This window comes from Kitasatospora sp. NPDC029367, from assembly GCF_055569135.1.
In genome coordinates this window covers 31,973-47,955 of record NZ_JBVHYH010000030.1, presented here as the reverse complement: position 1 = coordinate 47,955, position 15,983 = coordinate 31,973, and the positions used below count along the sequence as shown (strand labels likewise).

15 protein-coding genes and 1 pseudogene are annotated in these 15,983 nt (G+C 75.6%); 10 read left to right on the top strand and 6 right to left on the bottom strand.

Translation table 11 applies throughout. The annotated features are described in order from the left end of the window. Nucleotides 1-219 precede the first annotated feature (219 nt). Together ACZ4W5_RS18625 and ACZ4W5_RS18620 are read left to right on the top strand one after the other, a co-directional pair. Entirely contained in the window at nt 220-897 is a 678-nt protein-coding gene (locus ACZ4W5_RS18625) for a hypothetical protein (RefSeq protein ID WP_465655567.1), read from the top strand. A gap of 636 nt (nt 898-1,533) precedes the next feature. Next, nucleotides 1,534-2,739, top strand: a complete 1,206-nt coding sequence (locus ACZ4W5_RS18620) for a serine hydrolase domain-containing protein (protein ID WP_465655565.1) — start codon at nt 1,534-1,536, stop codon at nt 2,737-2,739. Nucleotides 2,740-2,749: 10 nt separating this feature from the next. Here ACZ4W5_RS18620 and ACZ4W5_RS18615 read toward each other — a convergent pair whose 3' ends face one another. Further along, entirely contained in the window at nt 2,750-3,619 is an 870-nt protein-coding gene (locus ACZ4W5_RS18615) for an AraC family transcriptional regulator (protein ID WP_465655563.1), read from the bottom strand. A gap of 115 nt (nt 3,620-3,734) precedes the next feature. On the opposite strand from ACZ4W5_RS18615, the gene ACZ4W5_RS18610 reads away from it, so the two are divergent. From ACZ4W5_RS18610 to ACZ4W5_RS18580, 7 genes are all read left to right on the top strand, one after another. Then, nucleotides 3,735-4,640, top strand: coding sequence for an alpha/beta fold hydrolase (locus tag ACZ4W5_RS18610; RefSeq protein ID WP_465655561.1), 906 nt, complete (start codon nt 3,735-3,737; stop codon nt 4,638-4,640). Between the two features lie 79 nt (nt 4,641-4,719). Continuing rightward, the gene (locus ACZ4W5_RS18605; RefSeq protein WP_465655559.1) at nt 4,720-5,076 is read left to right on the top strand and encodes a DUF6204 family protein; all 357 of its coding nucleotides are present in this window, start codon (nt 4,720-4,722) and stop codon (nt 5,074-5,076) included. A 72-nt stretch (nt 5,077-5,148) separates the two neighbouring features. Further along, nucleotides 5,149-5,676 carry a MarR family winged helix-turn-helix transcriptional regulator gene (locus tag ACZ4W5_RS18600; RefSeq protein ID WP_465655557.1) on the top strand — a complete coding sequence of 176 codons (528 nt, stop codon included), beginning with the start codon at nt 5,149-5,151 and terminating at the stop codon, nt 5,674-5,676. A 90-nt stretch (nt 5,677-5,766) separates the two neighbouring features. Further along, on the top strand, nt 5,767-6,465 hold the full coding sequence (locus ACZ4W5_RS18595; RefSeq protein ID WP_465655555.1) for a class I SAM-dependent methyltransferase: 699 nt from the start codon (nt 5,767-5,769) through the stop codon (nt 6,463-6,465). Next, on the top strand, nt 6,462-6,902 hold the full coding sequence (locus ACZ4W5_RS18590) for a sulfurtransferase TusA family protein (protein ID WP_360230002.1): 441 nt from the start codon (nt 6,462-6,464) through the stop codon (nt 6,900-6,902). The genes ACZ4W5_RS18595 and ACZ4W5_RS18590 overlap by 4 nt, the downstream gene beginning before the upstream one ends. 92 nt (nt 6,903-6,994) lie before the next feature. Further along, entirely contained in the window at nt 6,995-7,990 is a 996-nt protein-coding gene (locus tag ACZ4W5_RS18585; protein ID WP_465655552.1) for a ChbG/HpnK family deacetylase, read from the top strand. Nucleotides 7,991-8,020: 30 nt separating this feature from the next. Then, nucleotides 8,021-8,473 carry a hypothetical protein gene (locus ACZ4W5_RS18580; protein WP_465655551.1) on the top strand — a complete coding sequence of 151 codons (453 nt, stop codon included), beginning with the start codon at nt 8,021-8,023 and terminating at the stop codon, nt 8,471-8,473. Here ACZ4W5_RS18580 and ACZ4W5_RS18575 read toward each other — a convergent pair. The 4 genes from ACZ4W5_RS18575 to def form a co-directional block, all read right to left on the bottom strand. Next, nucleotides 8,436-9,554, bottom strand: a complete 1,119-nt coding sequence (locus ACZ4W5_RS18575) for a MerR family transcriptional regulator (protein ID WP_465655550.1) — start codon at nt 9,552-9,554, stop codon at nt 8,436-8,438. The genes ACZ4W5_RS18580 and ACZ4W5_RS18575 overlap by 38 nt on opposite strands. Nucleotides 9,555-9,641: 87 nt before the next feature. Beyond that, the gene (locus ACZ4W5_RS18570) at nt 9,642-11,090 is read right to left on the bottom strand and encodes an RsmB/NOP family class I SAM-dependent RNA methyltransferase (protein WP_465655548.1); all 1,449 of its coding nucleotides are present in this window, start codon (nt 11,088-11,090) and stop codon (nt 9,642-9,644) included. A 97-nt stretch (nt 11,091-11,187) separates the two neighbouring features. Then, nucleotides 11,188-12,126 carry a methionyl-tRNA formyltransferase gene (gene fmt, locus ACZ4W5_RS18565; protein ID WP_360230012.1) on the bottom strand — a complete coding sequence of 313 codons (939 nt, stop codon included), beginning with the start codon at nt 12,124-12,126 and terminating at the stop codon, nt 11,188-11,190. A 37-nt stretch (nt 12,127-12,163) separates the two neighbouring features. Then, nucleotides 12,164-12,709, bottom strand: a complete 546-nt coding sequence (gene def, locus ACZ4W5_RS18560; protein ID WP_360230014.1) for a peptide deformylase — start codon at nt 12,707-12,709, stop codon at nt 12,164-12,166. Between the two features lie 255 nt (nt 12,710-12,964). Between def and ACZ4W5_RS18555 the strand changes: the two are divergent. Beyond that, nucleotides 12,965-13,399: pseudogene (locus ACZ4W5_RS18555) on the top strand (hypothetical protein); the annotation flags it as partial. Between the two features lie 363 nt (nt 13,400-13,762). Here ACZ4W5_RS18555 and ACZ4W5_RS18550 read toward each other — a convergent pair. Beyond that, nucleotides 13,763-15,847: a primosomal protein N' gene (locus tag ACZ4W5_RS18550; protein ID WP_465655545.1), complete on the bottom strand. Its 2,085-nt coding sequence runs from the start codon at nt 15,845-15,847 to the stop codon at nt 13,763-13,765. Nucleotides 15,848-15,983 lie beyond the last annotated feature (136 nt).

Below are 15,983 nucleotides of genomic sequence, written 5' to 3'. Positions count from 1 at the left end.
GGAGCGCGGGCGGCGGGGGAGTGGTGGACTGGGCGCCGGGTCAGGGATGGCGCGAGGGGCTGGCCCCCGGCGCCCGGCCCTGCCGATCGGCGGGCCCGGGCGCCGGATCCGGTGATCGCTTTATGCCGATCGGCACATGTGCGGAGGGGGTCGGGGCGGCCAGTCTTGGAGTCACCGAGACGGCGGCCACCGGGGCCGCCGGAGAAGGGGGTCTCCACCGTGTTCCGCTTCGCCCGCACCGTCCGTACCGCCCGCACCGCCTCTACAGGCCGCACCGGCCGTGCCCGAGCCGCCCGCACCGCCGCGGCCGCCGTCGCGGGGCTCGCCCTCGTGGCGCTCACCGCACCGGCCCCGGCCGGTGCCGCCCCATCCACCGACTCCACCGCCACCGACTCCACCGCCACCGCCCGGGTCAGTGGATCCGGCCGGATCCACTACGCCCCCCGCCCCAACGACGAGATCCGGTTCACGGTCGACGCCGTGGCCGCCCCCGGCAGCCGCCCCCTCCCCGGCATTCCGCACGGTCTGCCCACCGACGCCCGGGGCACCGTCCACTTCTCCCACCGCGTGGTCGAGACCGGCGAGGTCCGCCAGGCCGACGCCGCGGTCGACTGCCTCGCCACCGGTGGCCCCGTCGCCACCCTGACGGCCGTGATCACCAAGTCCGACGCCCTGCCGGTCGGCCAGCGAATAGGCCTGAGCATCTACGACGCCCACGGCCACGGGCGGGACCGCCTCGGCTTCTCCTGGGGCGTGGGCAACACGGACGTGGACAGGGACGGCAATCCCTACCAGCCCGTCGTCGGCACCTGCATGGCGCTGGCCCCCTTCGCCCCCGTCACCAGCGGCGGCTTCACGGTCCACTCCGTCGAACTGCCCACCCCGTCCGCCCCCTGACCCAGCCCGAAACAGCTGCTGTGCCGGTAGCCACTGTCATGGGCCGCCGTCCGCGCCAGCGCGTACTGGAGCGGCACGGCGACAACCGCGACCGGCAGCACCACACAGAGCGCCAGCTGTCCCACACCGGACCGCAGCCCCTTCCGCCGCCCGGCCGCAAGAAGCTGCCGACCTCCCCAACACGCCGCCACGACCCCCAGGGCCAGGCCGGCCCAGGCCAGCGGCAGCACGTACCCGGGTGCGCCAGGGCTGTCCTGGCAGTGGCTCACCAACGCCCGTACGTCGTCGTCCGCGAAGAGCGTCGGCACACTGCACAGCCAGCCCGCGCCCGCCAGCACCAACGGGCCCCCGGCCCGGAACCACCAGGGCGCACCGTCTCCACCACGCCCCGACCGCACCAGCCGCACGCCCCCGCACCCGTCCACAACCACCCACACCTGTCCGCACCCCACGCGACCGATCCACCCGTCCCGTCCACGACGCCCGCCACCGACCGCCGGTTCCCCGGCCGAGCGGCGCCGAGCCGCCACGCCCACGGCCGATCGCTCGGAATGAGAGAACTGACTTGACGTCACATCGCGTCCCTTCAAGGCGGACACCACAGAACCCGCCCGCCCCACCGACCCCGGAGGACTCATGCCCATCGCCAAACGCACCGCCCTCGCCCTCGCCGGCCTGCTCCTCGCCGCCACACCCACGGCCGCCCTGGCCGACGGCACCGCGCCCCGAGGCGGCCCCGACAGAGCCGCGCTCAACGCCGCCATAGCCGCCCGACCAGGGGATCCCACCGCGGGTGCGCTCGCCCGGGTGACGGTCGACGGCCAGGCGTGGCGCGGTACCGCCGACGACCCGGTGAGCGGGCAGCCGGTCGCACCGAACGCCGCCTTCCGGATCGGCAGCATCAACAAGACCTTCGTGGCCGCCGTGGTGCTCCAACTCGCCGCCGAGCAGCGGATCGACCTGGACGGCACCGTCCAGCAGTACCTGCCCGGGGTCCTGCCCGACGGGACGGGCGGCAGCCCGGTCTACCGGCCGGTCACCGTCCGCCAACTCCTCGACCACACCAGCGGACTGCCGCAGGCCGTGGAGGGCCCGGCGGGCATCGAGGACGGCGACCGCGACGGGCTGATCGCCCAGCGCTTCGGGATCGAGACCTTCGACGAGGTCGTCCAGCGCACCCTGCGGCCCACCGACCGGCCCTGGCCCGTGCCGACCACGCCCGGCACCGAGCAGGAGTACAACAACTTCAACTACCGCCTGGCCGGCCTGCTCATCGAACGCGTGACGGGCCACTCGCTCCAGCAGGAGGTGACCACCCGCATCCTCGGCCCCCTCCACCTCCGGCGCACCGAACTGACCGGGGGCGCGCCGCAGATGCCCGAACCGCACCTGACCGGATACCTCGACAGCAACGCCGGCATCCCGACGGACGTCTCCGAGCAGGGTGGCAACTCCGAGTCGATGATCTCCACCCCGGCCGACCTGGACCGCTTCCTGCGCGCCCTGTTCGACGGCGAGCTCCTGCCACCGCAGCAGCTGCACGAGCTCTTCACCCTGCCGCGCGACGCCTCCGGGCAGTTGCTGCCCTACCACGGCACCGACGACTGCCGGTTGGGGCCGGACAAGGGCAAGGCCTGCTACAGCGCCGGGCTGCTGTCCCTCCCGTTACAGGACGGCACCGTGGTCTGGGGCAAGTCCGGGCACGACCTCGGCTACTCCGGCGGCTACTTCGCCACCGCTGACCTGCGCAAGCGCCTGGTCTACTCCGTCGGCTCCAGCGGCGGCACGCCGCCCCAGGCCCTGCGCCTGGCGGCCACCGTCTTCGGTCCCTTCGCCCGCTGACCCCACCGGCTCAGCGCCCGGCCGCGGCCTCGCGCCAGCGGCCGGGCGACTCCCCGGCGAGCCGCCGGAAGAAGGCGGCGAAGTTGGCGGCGTCATCGAAACCGACCCGCTCCGCGCACCGGGCCAGTGACAGGTCCGTGTGCGCCAGCAGCCGCTTGGCCTCCAGCAGGATGCGCTCGTCCAGGAAGCGCTTCGCCCCGAGCCCACTGGCCGCGCGGCTCGCCCTGGTCAAGGTCCGTACCGTGTAGCCGAGTTCACGGGCGTAGTCGGCGACGTGGTGCCACCGGGCGAAGCCCTCCTCGACCGCCGTACGGTACCGCCGGAAGACCTCCCGGTCGCCGTTCGCCGCCGACGGCCGAACTGACTCGGGTGGGGCGACCCGGAGCAGCAGCGCCGCCAGCAGGTGCCCGAGCAGGGCCCTGGAGAAGGGCTCCTCCCGGGCCACCGCCGCCGCATGCTCCCGCGCCTGGTGCTCGACCCCGACCAGCACCAACCCCCAGTCCTCCTCGTCCACTTGCCAGCAGGACGCCCCGAACGCGGCAACCCCGGCAAGCCCAGCCGACCCAGCCGACCCGGCCGCCCCGACCGCCCCGACCAGGACCTCCGGCTCGAACAGCACCAGCGGCCCGTCCACCCCGTCGACCTCCGCCCACCGGTGCACCACACCCGGGCGGATCCAGACCACGCTCCGCTCCCCCAGCGGGTGGTCGACGAAATCCGCCACCTGCCGACCGCTGCCCGAGCGCACCAGCGCCAGCACGTGGAAGTCCGGCCGCTGCGGCCGCTCCCGGCGCCGGGCCCGGTCCATCCGGCGCAACCGCTCGAAGCTCAACACCTCCACCCCGAACCCCGCCGACCCGGCCTCCGGGCTGTACCGCACCTGCCGGATCCCGGGAGCTTGTCCGTTTTCCACTGTCACCGCGCACCTTTCGACCGGGCCTCAGGCCCGCTCCCGACCGTAGCCTCCTGGGAGCACCCACTCAGAGGAGACCACCATGCTGCCGGAATCCACCAGCCGCCCCGCCCCTACCCAGCCCCCCGTCCACCCCCTCACCCCCGTCCCCGTCGACGGCGGCACCCTCCAGGTCCAGGTCCAGCACCAGGTCCGAGGCCAGCACCAGGCCCAACCCCAGGCCCAGCGCCAGGCCGAGGGTGGCCCCACCCTGGTCCTCGCCCACTACTGGGGCGGCTCGGCCCGTACCTGGGACGCGTTCGTCGGCCACTTGCCGTCTGGGCGCGGCACCGTGCGCTACGACCAGCGCGGCTGGGGCCGGTCCCGCGCGCTGCCCGGCCCGTACCACCTGGAGCAGCTCGCCGAGGACCTCCTCGCCGTCACCCGTCGGCTCGGCCTGGACCACTTCGTCCTGGTCGGCCACTCCATGGGCGGCAAGGTGTGCCAACTCGCCGCCGCGCGACGACCGGAGGGCCTGGCCGGGCTCGTCCTGGTCGCCCCCGCCCCGCCACGGCCGGCCCCCACCGCCACCCTCGACCACCGGCAGGCGCTCGCCCACGCCTACGACTCACCGCAGTCCGTGGGCCACGCCCTCGACCACGTCCTGACGGCCACCCCGCTGCCGCCGGGGGTCCGCGCCGCCGCCGTCCAGGACAGCATGGCCGCCGACCTCCCGGCCCGCGAGGAGTGGCCGCTGCACGGCCTCGCCGCCGACATCACCGCCGCCAGTGCCCGGATCCAGGTGCCAACCCTGGTCCTGACGGGCCGACACGACCGGGTCGAACCGGCGGACCTGCTCCGCACCCACCTGCTCCCCCACCTCCCGCACGCCCGCCTCACGGTCGTCCCCGGCGCCGGCCACCTGCTCCCGCTGGAAGCCCCCGCCTCCCTCGCCGACGCCGTCGAGTCCTTCACAGCAGGCCTCGCCGCCCCGGCCGACCTCCGGTGAGCCACGCCATGACACACCGCCGACCCGGCCACCGAAATCGCATTGGCGGTGCGCCGCCCCCACTGCCTATCGTCGGGGCATGACCACCCGAACCTTCCGCATCATGGTGCGCGGCGTCTTCGAGGGACTCAGTGACGAGCAGCGCGCCGAGCTCCTCGCCGCCGCCCCGGAGCACGACGTGCTGCACGCCGCCTTCACCCGCGAGGGCCACCTCAGCTACGACCTCACCGCACGCACCGCCTTCACCTTCCGCTTCCTGGACGAGGGCGAGGCCGAGGAGGACATCCTGGAGGCCACCGAGCGGGCCGAACAGGCCGCGCAGTCCTGGCTGACGGACCGTGGCTACGGCTTCAAGAACCTCCGTTCCCAGGCCGAGGACCTCTCCCAAGCGCCACTGGGCAAGCGCCGGCGGCGCTCCGCCGGCACCACCGGCTGACCGACCCCCTCCCCCTGCCACCTCCTTGACGGCTCCGCCCGTGCATATACTTGAGCAGTCAAGGAGGTGGCAATGACAAGCCCCGCGAACCCCGGCCCCGACCCCAACCCCAGCCCGAACCCGAGCCCCGACACCGCCCCCCGCCCCGACCCACTCGACACCGCACTACGCCTGGTCCGCGCCCAGACAGCCGTGGTCAAGCGCTTCGACGCGAGCCTCAGCGGCCTGCACGGCGTGAGCCTGTCCGACTTCACCCTGCTGCTGCACCTCGCCCAGGCCCCCGGTGGCCGGATGCGCCGGGTCGACCTCGCCGAGGCCCTCGGCCTCACCGCCTCCGGCGTCACCCGCGGCCTCGCCCCGCTGGAGCGGATCGGCCTGGTGACCCGCGAGGCCGCCGCCCGCGACGCCCGGGTCGCGTACGCCGCCCTCACGCCGACCGGCCGCGAGCGGCTCGCCGAGATGCTGTACACCGCCCGCCAGGTCGCCACCGAGCACTTCGCCCCCGAGCAGTGGAGCGGCGAGGACCTCACCCAGCTCTCCGCCCTGCTCACCCGCCTCGGCGGCACCGCCCCCGAACACCGCCACCTCCCGAAGCCCTAGGCTGGGCCAGGACCATCGGCACCACCAGGACTACCGGCACCACCAGCCTCACCCGCACCACGACGAACCCCCGCGAAGGGCAGCAGCACCATGACCAGCACTCCCGACCCGACGCCCGGCGCGGCGCCGCGCCGGGAGCCCGCCCTCGCCGAGGCCCAACGCGCCCACTGGCAGCAGACCTACCGCTCCCACCCCGGGATGTACGGCGAGCAGCCGTCCGCCCCCGCCCGGTACGCCGCCCGGGCCTTCGCCGCCGCCGGCGCCCGCGAGGTGCTCGAACTGGGCGCCGGCCACGGCCGCGACGCCCTCCACTTCGCCCGTACCGGCTTCTCCGTCCTGGCCACCGATTTCAGCCCGACCGGCCTGGGCCAACTGCGCACCACCGCCGCCGCGCAGGGCCTGGCCGAGCGGGTCCGCACCACGGTGCACGACGTCCGCGCCCCGCTGCCCCTCCCCGACGCCTCCGTCGACGCGGTCTTCGCCCACATGCTGCTCTGCATGGCACTCAGCACACCCGAGGTCGAGGCCCTGGTCACCGAGGTCCGCCGGGTCCTGCGCCCGGGCGGCACCTTCGTCTACACCGTCCGTCACACCGGCGACGCCCACTACGGCGCCGGCACCGGCCACGGGGACGACATCTGGGAACACGGCGGCTTCGCCGTCCACTTCTTCCCCCGCGAGCTGGTGGACCGGCTCGCCGAGGGCTGGCACCTCGCCGACGTCCACGCCTTCGAGGAGGGCGACCTGCCCCGCCGCCTCTGGCGCATCACCCAGGAGATCCCCCGATGACCACCCCCGACGACGCCGTCCGCAACGCCGCCGCCCCCGCGAACGCCGCCCCCGACCTCACCGTCGACGGCACCGGCCTGCTCTGCGTCCAACTCCTGCTCCGCCTGCGCAAGCAGATCGCCCATCTCCCGGCCGGCGCCGTGGTCCACATCCTGACGACCGATCCGGCCGCCCCGCTCGACCTGCCCGCCTGGTGCCACCTGACCGGCCATGAGTACCTCGGCCCGGTCCCCTCCCCGGCGCCGGACCACGACGTGTACGCCCTGCGCCTCACCTCCGCCCCCGTCCCGACCCGCCCCGACCGCCCGTGGCACCCCGCCCCGACCACCTCGAACGCGCCGGACACCCCGGACACCCCGGACACCCCGGGCAACACCGAGGGCACCCCCGACGCCACTTCGCAGGCCACCCCCGACGACACGACCGCCACGCACTGAGCCCCCGGCCGGGCCCGCCCCCACCGGAGCCCGGCCGAGGCCGAGCGGAAATCCCCGCGCGCCGGCCCCCTCCCCGGGTGAAGACTGCCCCCATGCCCACCGCAGCCCCCACCCCGGACGGTCCGCGCGCCAACCGCCTCCTCGGCCACCCGCCCGAGGCCCGCCTCCTGCTGCTCAACTGCGACGACCTCGGCCTGGACGAGTCCGTCAACCTCGCCGTGGTCGAGGCGGTCCGGCAGGGCATCGCCGCCTCCGCCAGCCTAATGACCCCCTGTCACGCCGCCCCGCACGCACTCCGCCTGCTGCGCCGCCACCCGGAGATCCCCTTCGGCGTCCACCTCACCCTGGTCTGCGAGGCCCCGCACCTGCGCTGGGGCCCGCTCACCGCCCGCGACCGGGTGCCCTCCCTCCTCGACCCGGACGGCGAGTTCCACGCCCCCACCCCGGCCGGCCGGGCCGCACTCGCCGCGAACGCCCGGATCGACGACGTCGAGCGCGAGTTCCGCGCCCAGATCGACGCCGTCGAGGCGAGCGGCCTCAGCCCGACCCACCTGGACTTCCACTGCCTGGCCGACGGCGGCCGCGAGGACATCCTCGACCTCACCCTCGACCTCGGCGCCGAGTACGACCTGGCGGTGCGGGTCTGGCTGCCGCCCGCCCTGGACCGGCTACGCGAGCGCGGGCTGCCGGTGGTCGACCACGGCTTCCTCGACAGCTTCGCCGTGCCGCCGGAGGACAAACCCGCCCACTACGCCCGCCTGTTCGCGGCCCTCCCACCGGGCCTGACCGAGTGGGCCGTCCACCCGAGCCTCGCCACCGGCCCGCACCCCCACCTCCCGACCACCGTCAGCGCCACTGCCACCGACCCCGCCACCGCCACCGCCACCGACCCCGCCGACGACGGCTGGCGCGTCCGCCGCAGCGACTACGACTTCCTGGTCTCCCCCGAGGCCCACCGCCTGCTCGCCGAGCACGCGGTCACCGTGCTCGGCTACGACGCCCTGCGGGAGGCCTGGCGGGCCGCCCGTGGCCGGGTCACGCCACGCGCCCCGGTCGGACCGGTGTGCCACGATGAGGAGAAAACGTAACGACCCGGCCCCACAGGGAGGTTGACCACCATGGACTCGATCCTCAGCTGCCACTGGCACGACCAGGACGGCGCGTGGGAACTGACCGTCCGTCGCAACGGACCGGCGTGGGAGCTGTTCGCGGCCGCGCCGTTCGGTTCGGAGTCACTCCCCTTCGCCGACCCGGACGAGGTCCGCCGGCTCGCCCAGACCCTCCTCGACCTGCCCGCCGAGCCCGAGCCGTACGAGTTCGAATGGATGCTCTCCCGGACGGACTTCGCCGACACCGAGCGGGAACGCACCCTCTTCGCGACCCTCGCCGTCGGCCTGGACCCCGACGACGACCACCGCCCCTACCTCGCCTACCAGTCCTCCCACCACCTGCGCGGGTTCGCGGCGCTCGGCCTGGAGGTGATCTGCGAGGACCCTCCGGTCGACCACCTCCGCGCCCAGGCCCACGCCTTCCTCACCAACTGCCCGGCCCCGCCTCCCCTCCAGCCGTAACCTCCGCCGCCCGCGCAACCTGCACAGCCTGCACGGCCCGTACCGCCCAGTCCAGCACCTCACCCGAACTCTCCGGCGCCACCCACCCGTTGACGACCGCCAGCAGCTCCAGGTACCGCTCCCGCCGGGGGTCCGCCATCGCCCGCAGTCGCTCCACCAGCCGATCCACCAACCGCTCCACCGGCGGATCCACCGGCCGGGCCCGCAGCTGATCCCCCGCGCCCGCCGTGCCCACCAGGCCCGCGTACCGCTCCAGCAGGACCGCGACCGCCCGCGCGGCCTCCGCCGATCCCGGCTCCACTCCCGCCGCCACCGCCGGCCCGACCGTCTCCCGCACCAGCACGGCCAGCCCGGGCCGGGGCGGCGCCCCGGGCGCGGCCTCCGCCTCCTCGTCCTCCGCCAGTGTGCGCAACAGCTCCCGGAACCCGTCGTCCCCGGCCAGCAGCGCCAACTCCACCCAGGCCTCGACCTGTTCGTCCGAGGGCTGCTCCGGCAGCCGAGGCGTCAGCGACATGGCCACCCCACCCCAGCGCCCCTCCGCGCCGGACACCGCAGCCGCGCCGGACCCGGCGCCCGCTCCGGACGCCGCACCCCCTCCGGACACCGCAGCCGCGCCGGACACCGCAGCCGCGCCGAACACCGCGGCCAGGAACTCCCCGACCAGGCGCCCCCGTTCGTCCTCCGTCAATCGGGCCAGCCGGTGCACGAGCGTCAACTCCTCCGTGGTCGCCCCGCGCGCGGCCACCGTCCGCAGCACCGCCTGCCGCAGCCGCAGCACCCGGATCCGGACGTCCAGCGCCGCGGCGTGCGCCGCCGCGACCTCGGACAGCGCGCGCTCCCGGCCCAGCACCTGCCGGATCTCCGGCAGGCCGAGCCCGAGCTCGCGCAGGGTGCGCACCAGATCCAGGCGGGCGACGGCGTCCGCGCCGTACCGCCGGTGGCCGGCCGGGGTGCGGTCGGCCGGCGACACGATCCCCTGGTCCGAGTAGAACCGGACGGTCTTCACCGTCAGCCCGGTCCGCCGGGCCAGTTCACCGATCGTCAGAGCCGGGTGTACCGGCCGGAGCGCGTCGCCGTTCATGGCCACCACCCTGCCGCCTCCCCTTACGGGAGGTGCAAGCAGAGGTGCACCCAGCCCCGGAGCCGCACCAGAGCTACACCCAGCCGCTCAGGCCGTCCGCCGCAGCAGCGCCAGGTACATCGCGTCCGTCCCGTGCAGGTGCGGCCACAGCTGCACATCCGGCCCGTCGCCGAGCGCCGGAACGCCGGGCAGCAGCGGCCGGGCGTCGATCCACTCGACCCGGCCGCCCTGCTCACGCAGCACGTCGTCGACCACCGCCCGGGTCTCCGCGAGGTGCGGCGAGCAGGTCGCGTAGCCGACCACGCCGCCGATCCGGGTGGCGTCGATCGCCGAGCGCAGCAGGTCCCGCTGGAGCGGGCCGAAGGCCGCGACATCGGCCGGCCGGCGCCGCCAACGCGCCTCCGGGCGGCGCCGCAGCGCGCCCAGGCCGGAGCAGGGGACGTCGACCAGCACCCGGTCGAAGCCGCCGGAGCGCCAGGCCGGGCGCGTCCCGTCGGCCGCGATCACCGTGTACGGGCCGGGGTTGCCCTCCAGCGCCCGCGCCACCAGCCGGGCCCGGTGCGGCTGCTTCTCGCTGGCGACCAGCCCCGCGCCCCGTTCCGCGGCCAGGGCGCCGAGCAGGGCGGCCTTGCCGCCCGGTCCGGCGCAGCCGTCCAGCCAGAGCCGGTCCGGGCCGTCCAGCGGCGCGCTCGCGAGCGCCAGGGCGACCAGCTGGCTGCCCTCGTCCTGCACGCCGGCCCGGTTCTCCCGGACGGCGGTCAGCGCACCGGGGTCGCCGCCCTCGGCGAGCCGCAGCGCGAACGGGGACCAGCGCCCGGGCTCGGCCTCGGGCAGCACCTCGGCCAGCTCGCCGACGGTGGCCCGGCCGGGCCGGGCGACCAGGGTGACCTCGGGCCGGGCGTTGTCGGCCCGCAGCAGTTCCTCGATCGCGGTGCGCCCGGAGGCGTCCGGCTGCCAGCGGCCGAGCGAGTCCCAGAGCGCGGAGACCACCCAGCGCGGGTGCGAGTGCACGACCGCCAGGTGGTCCTCGGCGTCCTTGTCGTACGGCGGGGCGACCCGTTCGATCCAAGCGTCCAGGTCGTGGGCGCTGATCCGGCGCAGCACGGCGTTGACGAACTTGGCCTTGCCGTCGCCGAGCACCACCCGGGCCAGCTCGACGGTCGCCGAGACGGCCGCGTGGCTGGGGATGCGGGTGGTGAGCAGCTGGTGGGCGCCGAGCGAGAGCACGTCCAGCACCGGCGGGTCGACCTTGCTCAGCGGCCGGTCGATGCAGGCGGCGATGACCGCGTCGTAGGTGCCCTGGAGCCGCAGGGTGCCGTAGACGAGTTCGGTGGCGAGGGCGGCGTCGCGCCGGTCCATGCCCTTCTGCTCGGCCTCGCGGAGCAGGGAGGGCAGGATCAGGTTGGCGTACGCGTCGCGCTCGTCGACGGCGCGCAGCGCCCGGAACGCGACGATCCGGGCCGGGTCCTTCTTGGGCCGCCGGTGCGGACGAGGGGCGCGCTTGGCGCCGGCGGGAGTGTTCTGGGGCGTGCTCACAGATACCTCAAAGTGCTGCGGTGGTTATTTCGGTACGGATCGTACGGAACAGAACGAACAGTAACGCCAAAACGAACAGTAGCGCCGGAGCGCAGGCTCAGCCTCCGAACCGCTCCCCGGCCTCCAGCCGGGCCCCGCGCGCCCAGTCGGCGGCCCGCATCTCCTTCTTCCCCTGCGGACGCACCTCCGCCAGCTCCAGGTCGTGCGAGCCGGTGCCGACCCGCACGCTGTTCTTGCCGACCATCGCGACCTCGCCCGGGGCCAGCTCGGCCGACTCCGGCAGCAGCTTGACCGGCCCGGTGACCTTGAGCCGCTCGCCCCGGAACTCCGTCCACGCGCCCGGCGCGGGCGCGCAGCCGCGCACCACCCGGTCGATCCGCAGCGCGGGGTGGTTCCAGTCGATCCGGGCGTCCTCGACGGTGATCTTCGGCGCGAGGGTGACGCCCTCGGCGGGCTGCGGCACGGCGTGCAGCGAGCCGTCCTCGATGCCGTCCATGGTGGCCACCAGCAGCCGGGCGCCGGAGACCGAGAGCCTGGTGAGCAGTTCGCCGCTGGTGTCGCTCGGGCGGATCTCCTCGGTGATCACCCCGTAGACCGGGCCGGAGTCCAGGCCCTGCTCGATCAGGAAGGTGGAGGCGCCGGTCACCTCGTCACCGGCCAGCACCGAGTGCTGGACGGGGGCCGCGCCGCGCCAGGCGGGCAGCAGCGAGAAGTGCAGGTTGACCCAGCCGTGCTTCGGGATCTCCAGCGTGCCGGGGCGCAGCAGCGCGCCGTAGGCGACCACCGGGCAGCAGTCGGGGGCGAGTTCGGTGAGCCGGGCGACGAAGTCCGGGTCGCTGGGCTTCGCCGGCTTGAGGACCTCGATCCCGGCCTCCTCGGCGCGCTGGGCGACGGGGCTGGCGACCAGCTTGCGCCCGCGCCCGGCGGGGGCGTCGGGGCGGGTGACCACCGCGACGACCTCGTGCCGGTCGGAGGCGATCAGCGCGTCGAGGGCGGGAACGGCGACCTCGGGGGTGCCGGCGAAGACGAGACGCATCAAGTGCCTTTCTGCATACGGGAATCGAGGAACGAACTCAGCGCGCGGAGCCGAAGGTGCTGTGCGGCGAGACCTTGACGACGGGCGCCGGCCCGGTGCCCCAGTCGGCCTCCCGGACGGCCTTCAACGCGGCCTTGCGCTGCTCCCGGTCGAGCCGGTCGATGAAGATGATGCCGTCCAGGTGGTCGGTCTCGTGCTGGATGCACCGGGCGAGCAGCTGGGTGCCCTCCAGCGTGACCGGATCCCCGTACATGTTGAAGCCCTTGGCCACCACGCCGTACGCGCGCTTGGTGTCGAAGCGCAGTCCGGGCAGCGAGAGGCAGCCCTCCGGGCCCTCCTGCTCGTCCTCGCTGAGCGAGAGGTCCGGGTTGATCAGGTGCCCGGTCACGCCGTCCACGTGGTACGTGAACACCCGCAGCGAGACGCCGAGTTGGGGCGCGGCGAGGCCGGCGCCGGGGGCGTCGAGCATGGTGTCGGTGAGGTCGGCGACCAGCTTGCGCAGTTCCTTGTCGAAGGTGGTCACCGGCTGGGCGGTGGCCCGCAGGACGGGGTCTCCGAAGAGACGGATCGGCTGGATCGCCACGGGGTACGGGCTCCTGTCCGGGCTGGGCTCGGGCTTCGGTCAACGGCTGCTTCCCGCCAAGTCTATGCAACCCGCCCGGGCACTCCGACGGCCCGTCCTCGGACGCCCGCACCGGCGTCTGGCATATCCCGAGTCGCCGAGCCGCGTTACCCCGGCCCCCGCTTCGGCGTTGGTCAAGAGAGATTGACCAGGGCCGGGCGCACGGGACACCGCGCCCCGGCCGAGCTGAACCGTACGGAAGGTGGCACGTAGGCCATGGCTGAGCAGATCAACCACGACGCCCGGGCACGGGCGAGCCTGCACCTGCTGGTGCGGGACATCGAGCGGGTGAGGCGCCAGGTCGACGCGCTGCGGACGCTCACCGCCCAGCTGGGCAACGTCTACCGACCGCGCCGTCCGAGCACCTCGGCCGGCTTCGTGGTGTACGGGCGGGCGCCGGCGCCGACCGTGCGCCTGGCGCAGGAGCTGCGGGAGAGCGTGGAGACCCTGGTGGCGGCGGCGGTCGAGTTCGACCGGGCGCTGGGCTTCTCCTGGGACTCGGTGGGCTCCGCCCTCGGGGTCACCAAGCAGGCGGTCCACCGCCGCTACGGGATGCGCCGCCCGACCAGCGAACTCCTCGCCGCCAGCGGCGCCGTCCCCGGCCCCACCCGCCCGGACCGCTCCGAGGAGCTGCCCGTCCCCACCGAGCGCAGCGGCGGCCTGGCCGCCACCGTCCCGGCGGCCCGCCAGGGCGGCCTGGACCGCTCCAGCCTGGAGCGCAACTCCCTCGACCGCACCCCGATCGAGCGCACCCCCATCGACCGCACCCCCGTCGGCTCGCCCGTCGACCGGACGCCGCTCGACCGCACCCCCATCGACCGGACGCCGCTCGACCGGACCCCCGTCGACCGCGACCGCACGCCCGCCGAGCGCCCGCCGACCGGCATCCCCCTCCGCGGCTGACCACCCGCGCCGACGACGGGGCCGCCCCGGGGCGGGGTGGCCCACTCACCCCGCCCCCGCAGGCCCGTCACCCCCGCAGGTCCATCACCCCTGCAGGCCCGCCGCCCACCGCTACCCGATGTCCGTCGGATCCACCCGCACCCGCACCGGCTCCGCCGTCCGCAGCGCGATCCGCGCGATCTGCGCCGCCTTGAGCGCCGCCGCCAGCGCGGCCCCCTGCCCGGGCGCCACCCGCAGCAGCGCCCGCTCCTGCTCCTCCCCGCGCAGCGCGGGCACCGCCACCGGCCCGAGCACGTCCGCGCCCTCCGGCAGCCGGATCAGGTTCAGCAGGTCGGCGACGGCCGCAGGGCTCCCGCTCACCGACGCCATCCGCGACACCGGCGGGAAGTGCAGCTGCGCCCGTTCGTCCCGTTCCTGCCCGGCGTGCCCCAGCGGGTCCCAGCGGACCAGGGCCTGCACCGGCCGGGCCGAGGGCTCGGCGACCACGACGACCGTCCCGCCCTCCCCGGCGGGCCGGGCCAGGGCGGCGGCGGCCAGCCAGAGCCGCAGGGTCTCCTCCCCCGCCCGCAGGTCGGGCCGGCCGAGCAGGGCCCAGCCGTCCAGCAGCAGCACCGCCCCGTACCCGGGGCCGCCCTCGACCACCGGCTCCGCGCCCGGGGTGGAGATCACCAGCGAGGCCTCGTCCGGCACGGTGTCCAGCACCGCGTCCCGTCCCGAGGTCCGGACCGGGATCCGCGGGAACGCCTTGCCCAGCTCCTCCGCGGTGCGCCGGGCGCCGACCACCTGGGCCCGCAGCCGGAAGGAGCCGCACTCGGGGCAGTGCCAGTCGTTCTCCGCCTCCCCGCACCAGCCGCAGCTGAGCGAGGCGTCGGCCGAGGGCGCCTCCAGCGGCCCCTCGCAGCGCCGGCAGCGGGCGGGGGTTCGGCAGCGGCCGCAGGAGAGCCGGGGCACGTAGCCGCGCCGGGGCACCTGGATGAGCACCGGGTGCCCGGCCGCCAGCGACTCCCGGGCGGCCTCCCAGGCGACCGAGGGCAGCCGGGCGGCCTGGGCGGCGGCGTCCCGGTGCTGGTCCTGGTCGGTGACGGTCCGCACCCGGGGGGCGACCTGCCGCACCGTCTCCCGGTCGGCGACCAGCGGCCGGGCCCAGCCGGTGGCGACCAGCTGGGCGCCCTCCACGGTCACCGCGTGCCCGCCGAGCAGCACGGCCGCGCCCTCCTCGGCGGCGCGCAGCAGCGCCACCTCGCGCACGTGCGGGTGGGGGGCGCGCGGGTCGCTGTGGCTGCCGTCCCCGTCGGACCAGACCACCACCAGCCCGAGGTCGCGGACCGGCGCGAACATGGTGGCCCTGGTCCCGATCGCGGCGTGCACCGAGCCGCGGCTGACCGCGAGCCAGCGCCGGTAGCGTTCGCGCGGGCCGAGGTCGGCCTCCAGCGCCATGTGCCGCCCGGGCCCGAGCAGCTCGGTCAGCGCCCGGTCGACCCGGGCGACCGACCGGCGGTCCGGCAGTACGACCAGGGCCCCGCGCCCGCCGGCCAGCGTCGCCGCGACCGCCCGGGCGATCTCGTACGGCCAGCCGGGCCCCGGGAGCGCCGCCCACACCGCCCGCGGCGAGCCGCCGCCGGCCAGCGCGGTGAGGAAGTCCGGCCCGGCCGGGTAGCGCTGCCAGCCCCCGGGCGCCGGGGCCTGGGGGCGCGGCAGCGGCGCCGGGGAGGGCTCGGCCTCGGCCTTGGCGTGCCGAGGGGGCACGGCGAGCTGGAGCACGTCGGCCAGCGTCCCGGCGTACCGGTCGGCGACGGTGCGGCAGAGCCGCAGCAGCTGCGGGCTGAGCACCGGTTCGGGCGAGAGCACCTGGGCGAGCGGGGCGAGCGGACCGGCGAAATCGCTCTTCTCCAGTCGGGCGACGATGAACCCGTCGTGCAGTTCCCCCCCCTCGCGCTGCCCTTTGACCACCCTTGCCCCGAAACGCACCCGGACCCGGACGCCCGGCTGGGCCTCCTCGGCCATCGCGGCGGGCACCTCGTAGTCGAAGAGCTTGTCGATGGTGAGCACGCCCTTGTCCACCACGACCCGGGCCACCGGCAGGTGCTCGGCCCGCTTGGCCCCGCGCCACGACCGGGGCTTGGCCCGCTTGACCGTCTCCCGGATGAACGCCAGCTGCTCCGGCTCGGCGCCCCCGTTCTCCCCTGTGCTGCTCATCGCTCCCAAGTACTACCAGGTCACACCGACAGGACGCACAAAGCGCAGCGGGGGGGGGGGGGGGGGGGGGGGGGGGGGGGGGGGGGGGGGGGGGGGGGGGGGGGGGGGGGGGGGGGGGGGGGGGGGGGGGTGCGGG

Bases quoted from the DNA above. Each gene is read 5' to 3' on its own strand.
- ACZ4W5_RS18610 (WP_465655561.1), top strand. From the start codon at position 3,735: ATGCTGCCGGAATCCACCAGCCGCCCCGCCCCTACCCAGCCCCCCGTC.
- ACZ4W5_RS18575 (WP_465655550.1), bottom strand. From the start codon at position 9,554: ATGAACGGCGACGCGCTCCGGCCGGTACACCCGGCTCTGACGATCGGT.
- ACZ4W5_RS18585 (WP_465655552.1), top strand. From the start codon at position 6,995: ATGCCCACCGCAGCCCCCACCCCGGACGGTCCGCGCGCCAACCGCCTC.
- ACZ4W5_RS18580 (WP_465655551.1), top strand. From the start codon at position 8,021: ATGGACTCGATCCTCAGCTGCCACTGGCACGACCAGGACGGCGCGTGG.
- ACZ4W5_RS18590 (WP_360230002.1), top strand. From the start codon at position 6,462: ATGACCACCCCCGACGACGCCGTCCGCAACGCCGCCGCCCCCGCGAAC.
- ACZ4W5_RS18605 (WP_465655559.1), top strand. From the start codon at position 4,720: ATGACCACCCGAACCTTCCGCATCATGGTGCGCGGCGTCTTCGAGGGA.
- ACZ4W5_RS18595 (WP_465655555.1), top strand. From the start codon at position 5,767: ATGACCAGCACTCCCGACCCGACGCCCGGCGCGGCGCCGCGCCGGGAG.
- fmt (WP_360230012.1), bottom strand. From the start codon at position 12,126: ATGCGTCTCGTCTTCGCCGGCACCCCCGAGGTCGCCGTTCCCGCCCTC.
- ACZ4W5_RS18600 (WP_465655557.1), top strand. From the start codon at position 5,149: ATGACAAGCCCCGCGAACCCCGGCCCCGACCCCAACCCCAGCCCGAAC.
- ACZ4W5_RS18550 (WP_465655545.1), bottom strand. From the start codon at position 15,847: ATGAGCAGCACAGGGGAGAACGGGGGCGCCGAGCCGGAGCAGCTGGCG.
- ACZ4W5_RS18620 (WP_465655565.1), top strand. From the start codon at position 1,534: ATGCCCATCGCCAAACGCACCGCCCTCGCCCTCGCCGGCCTGCTCCTC.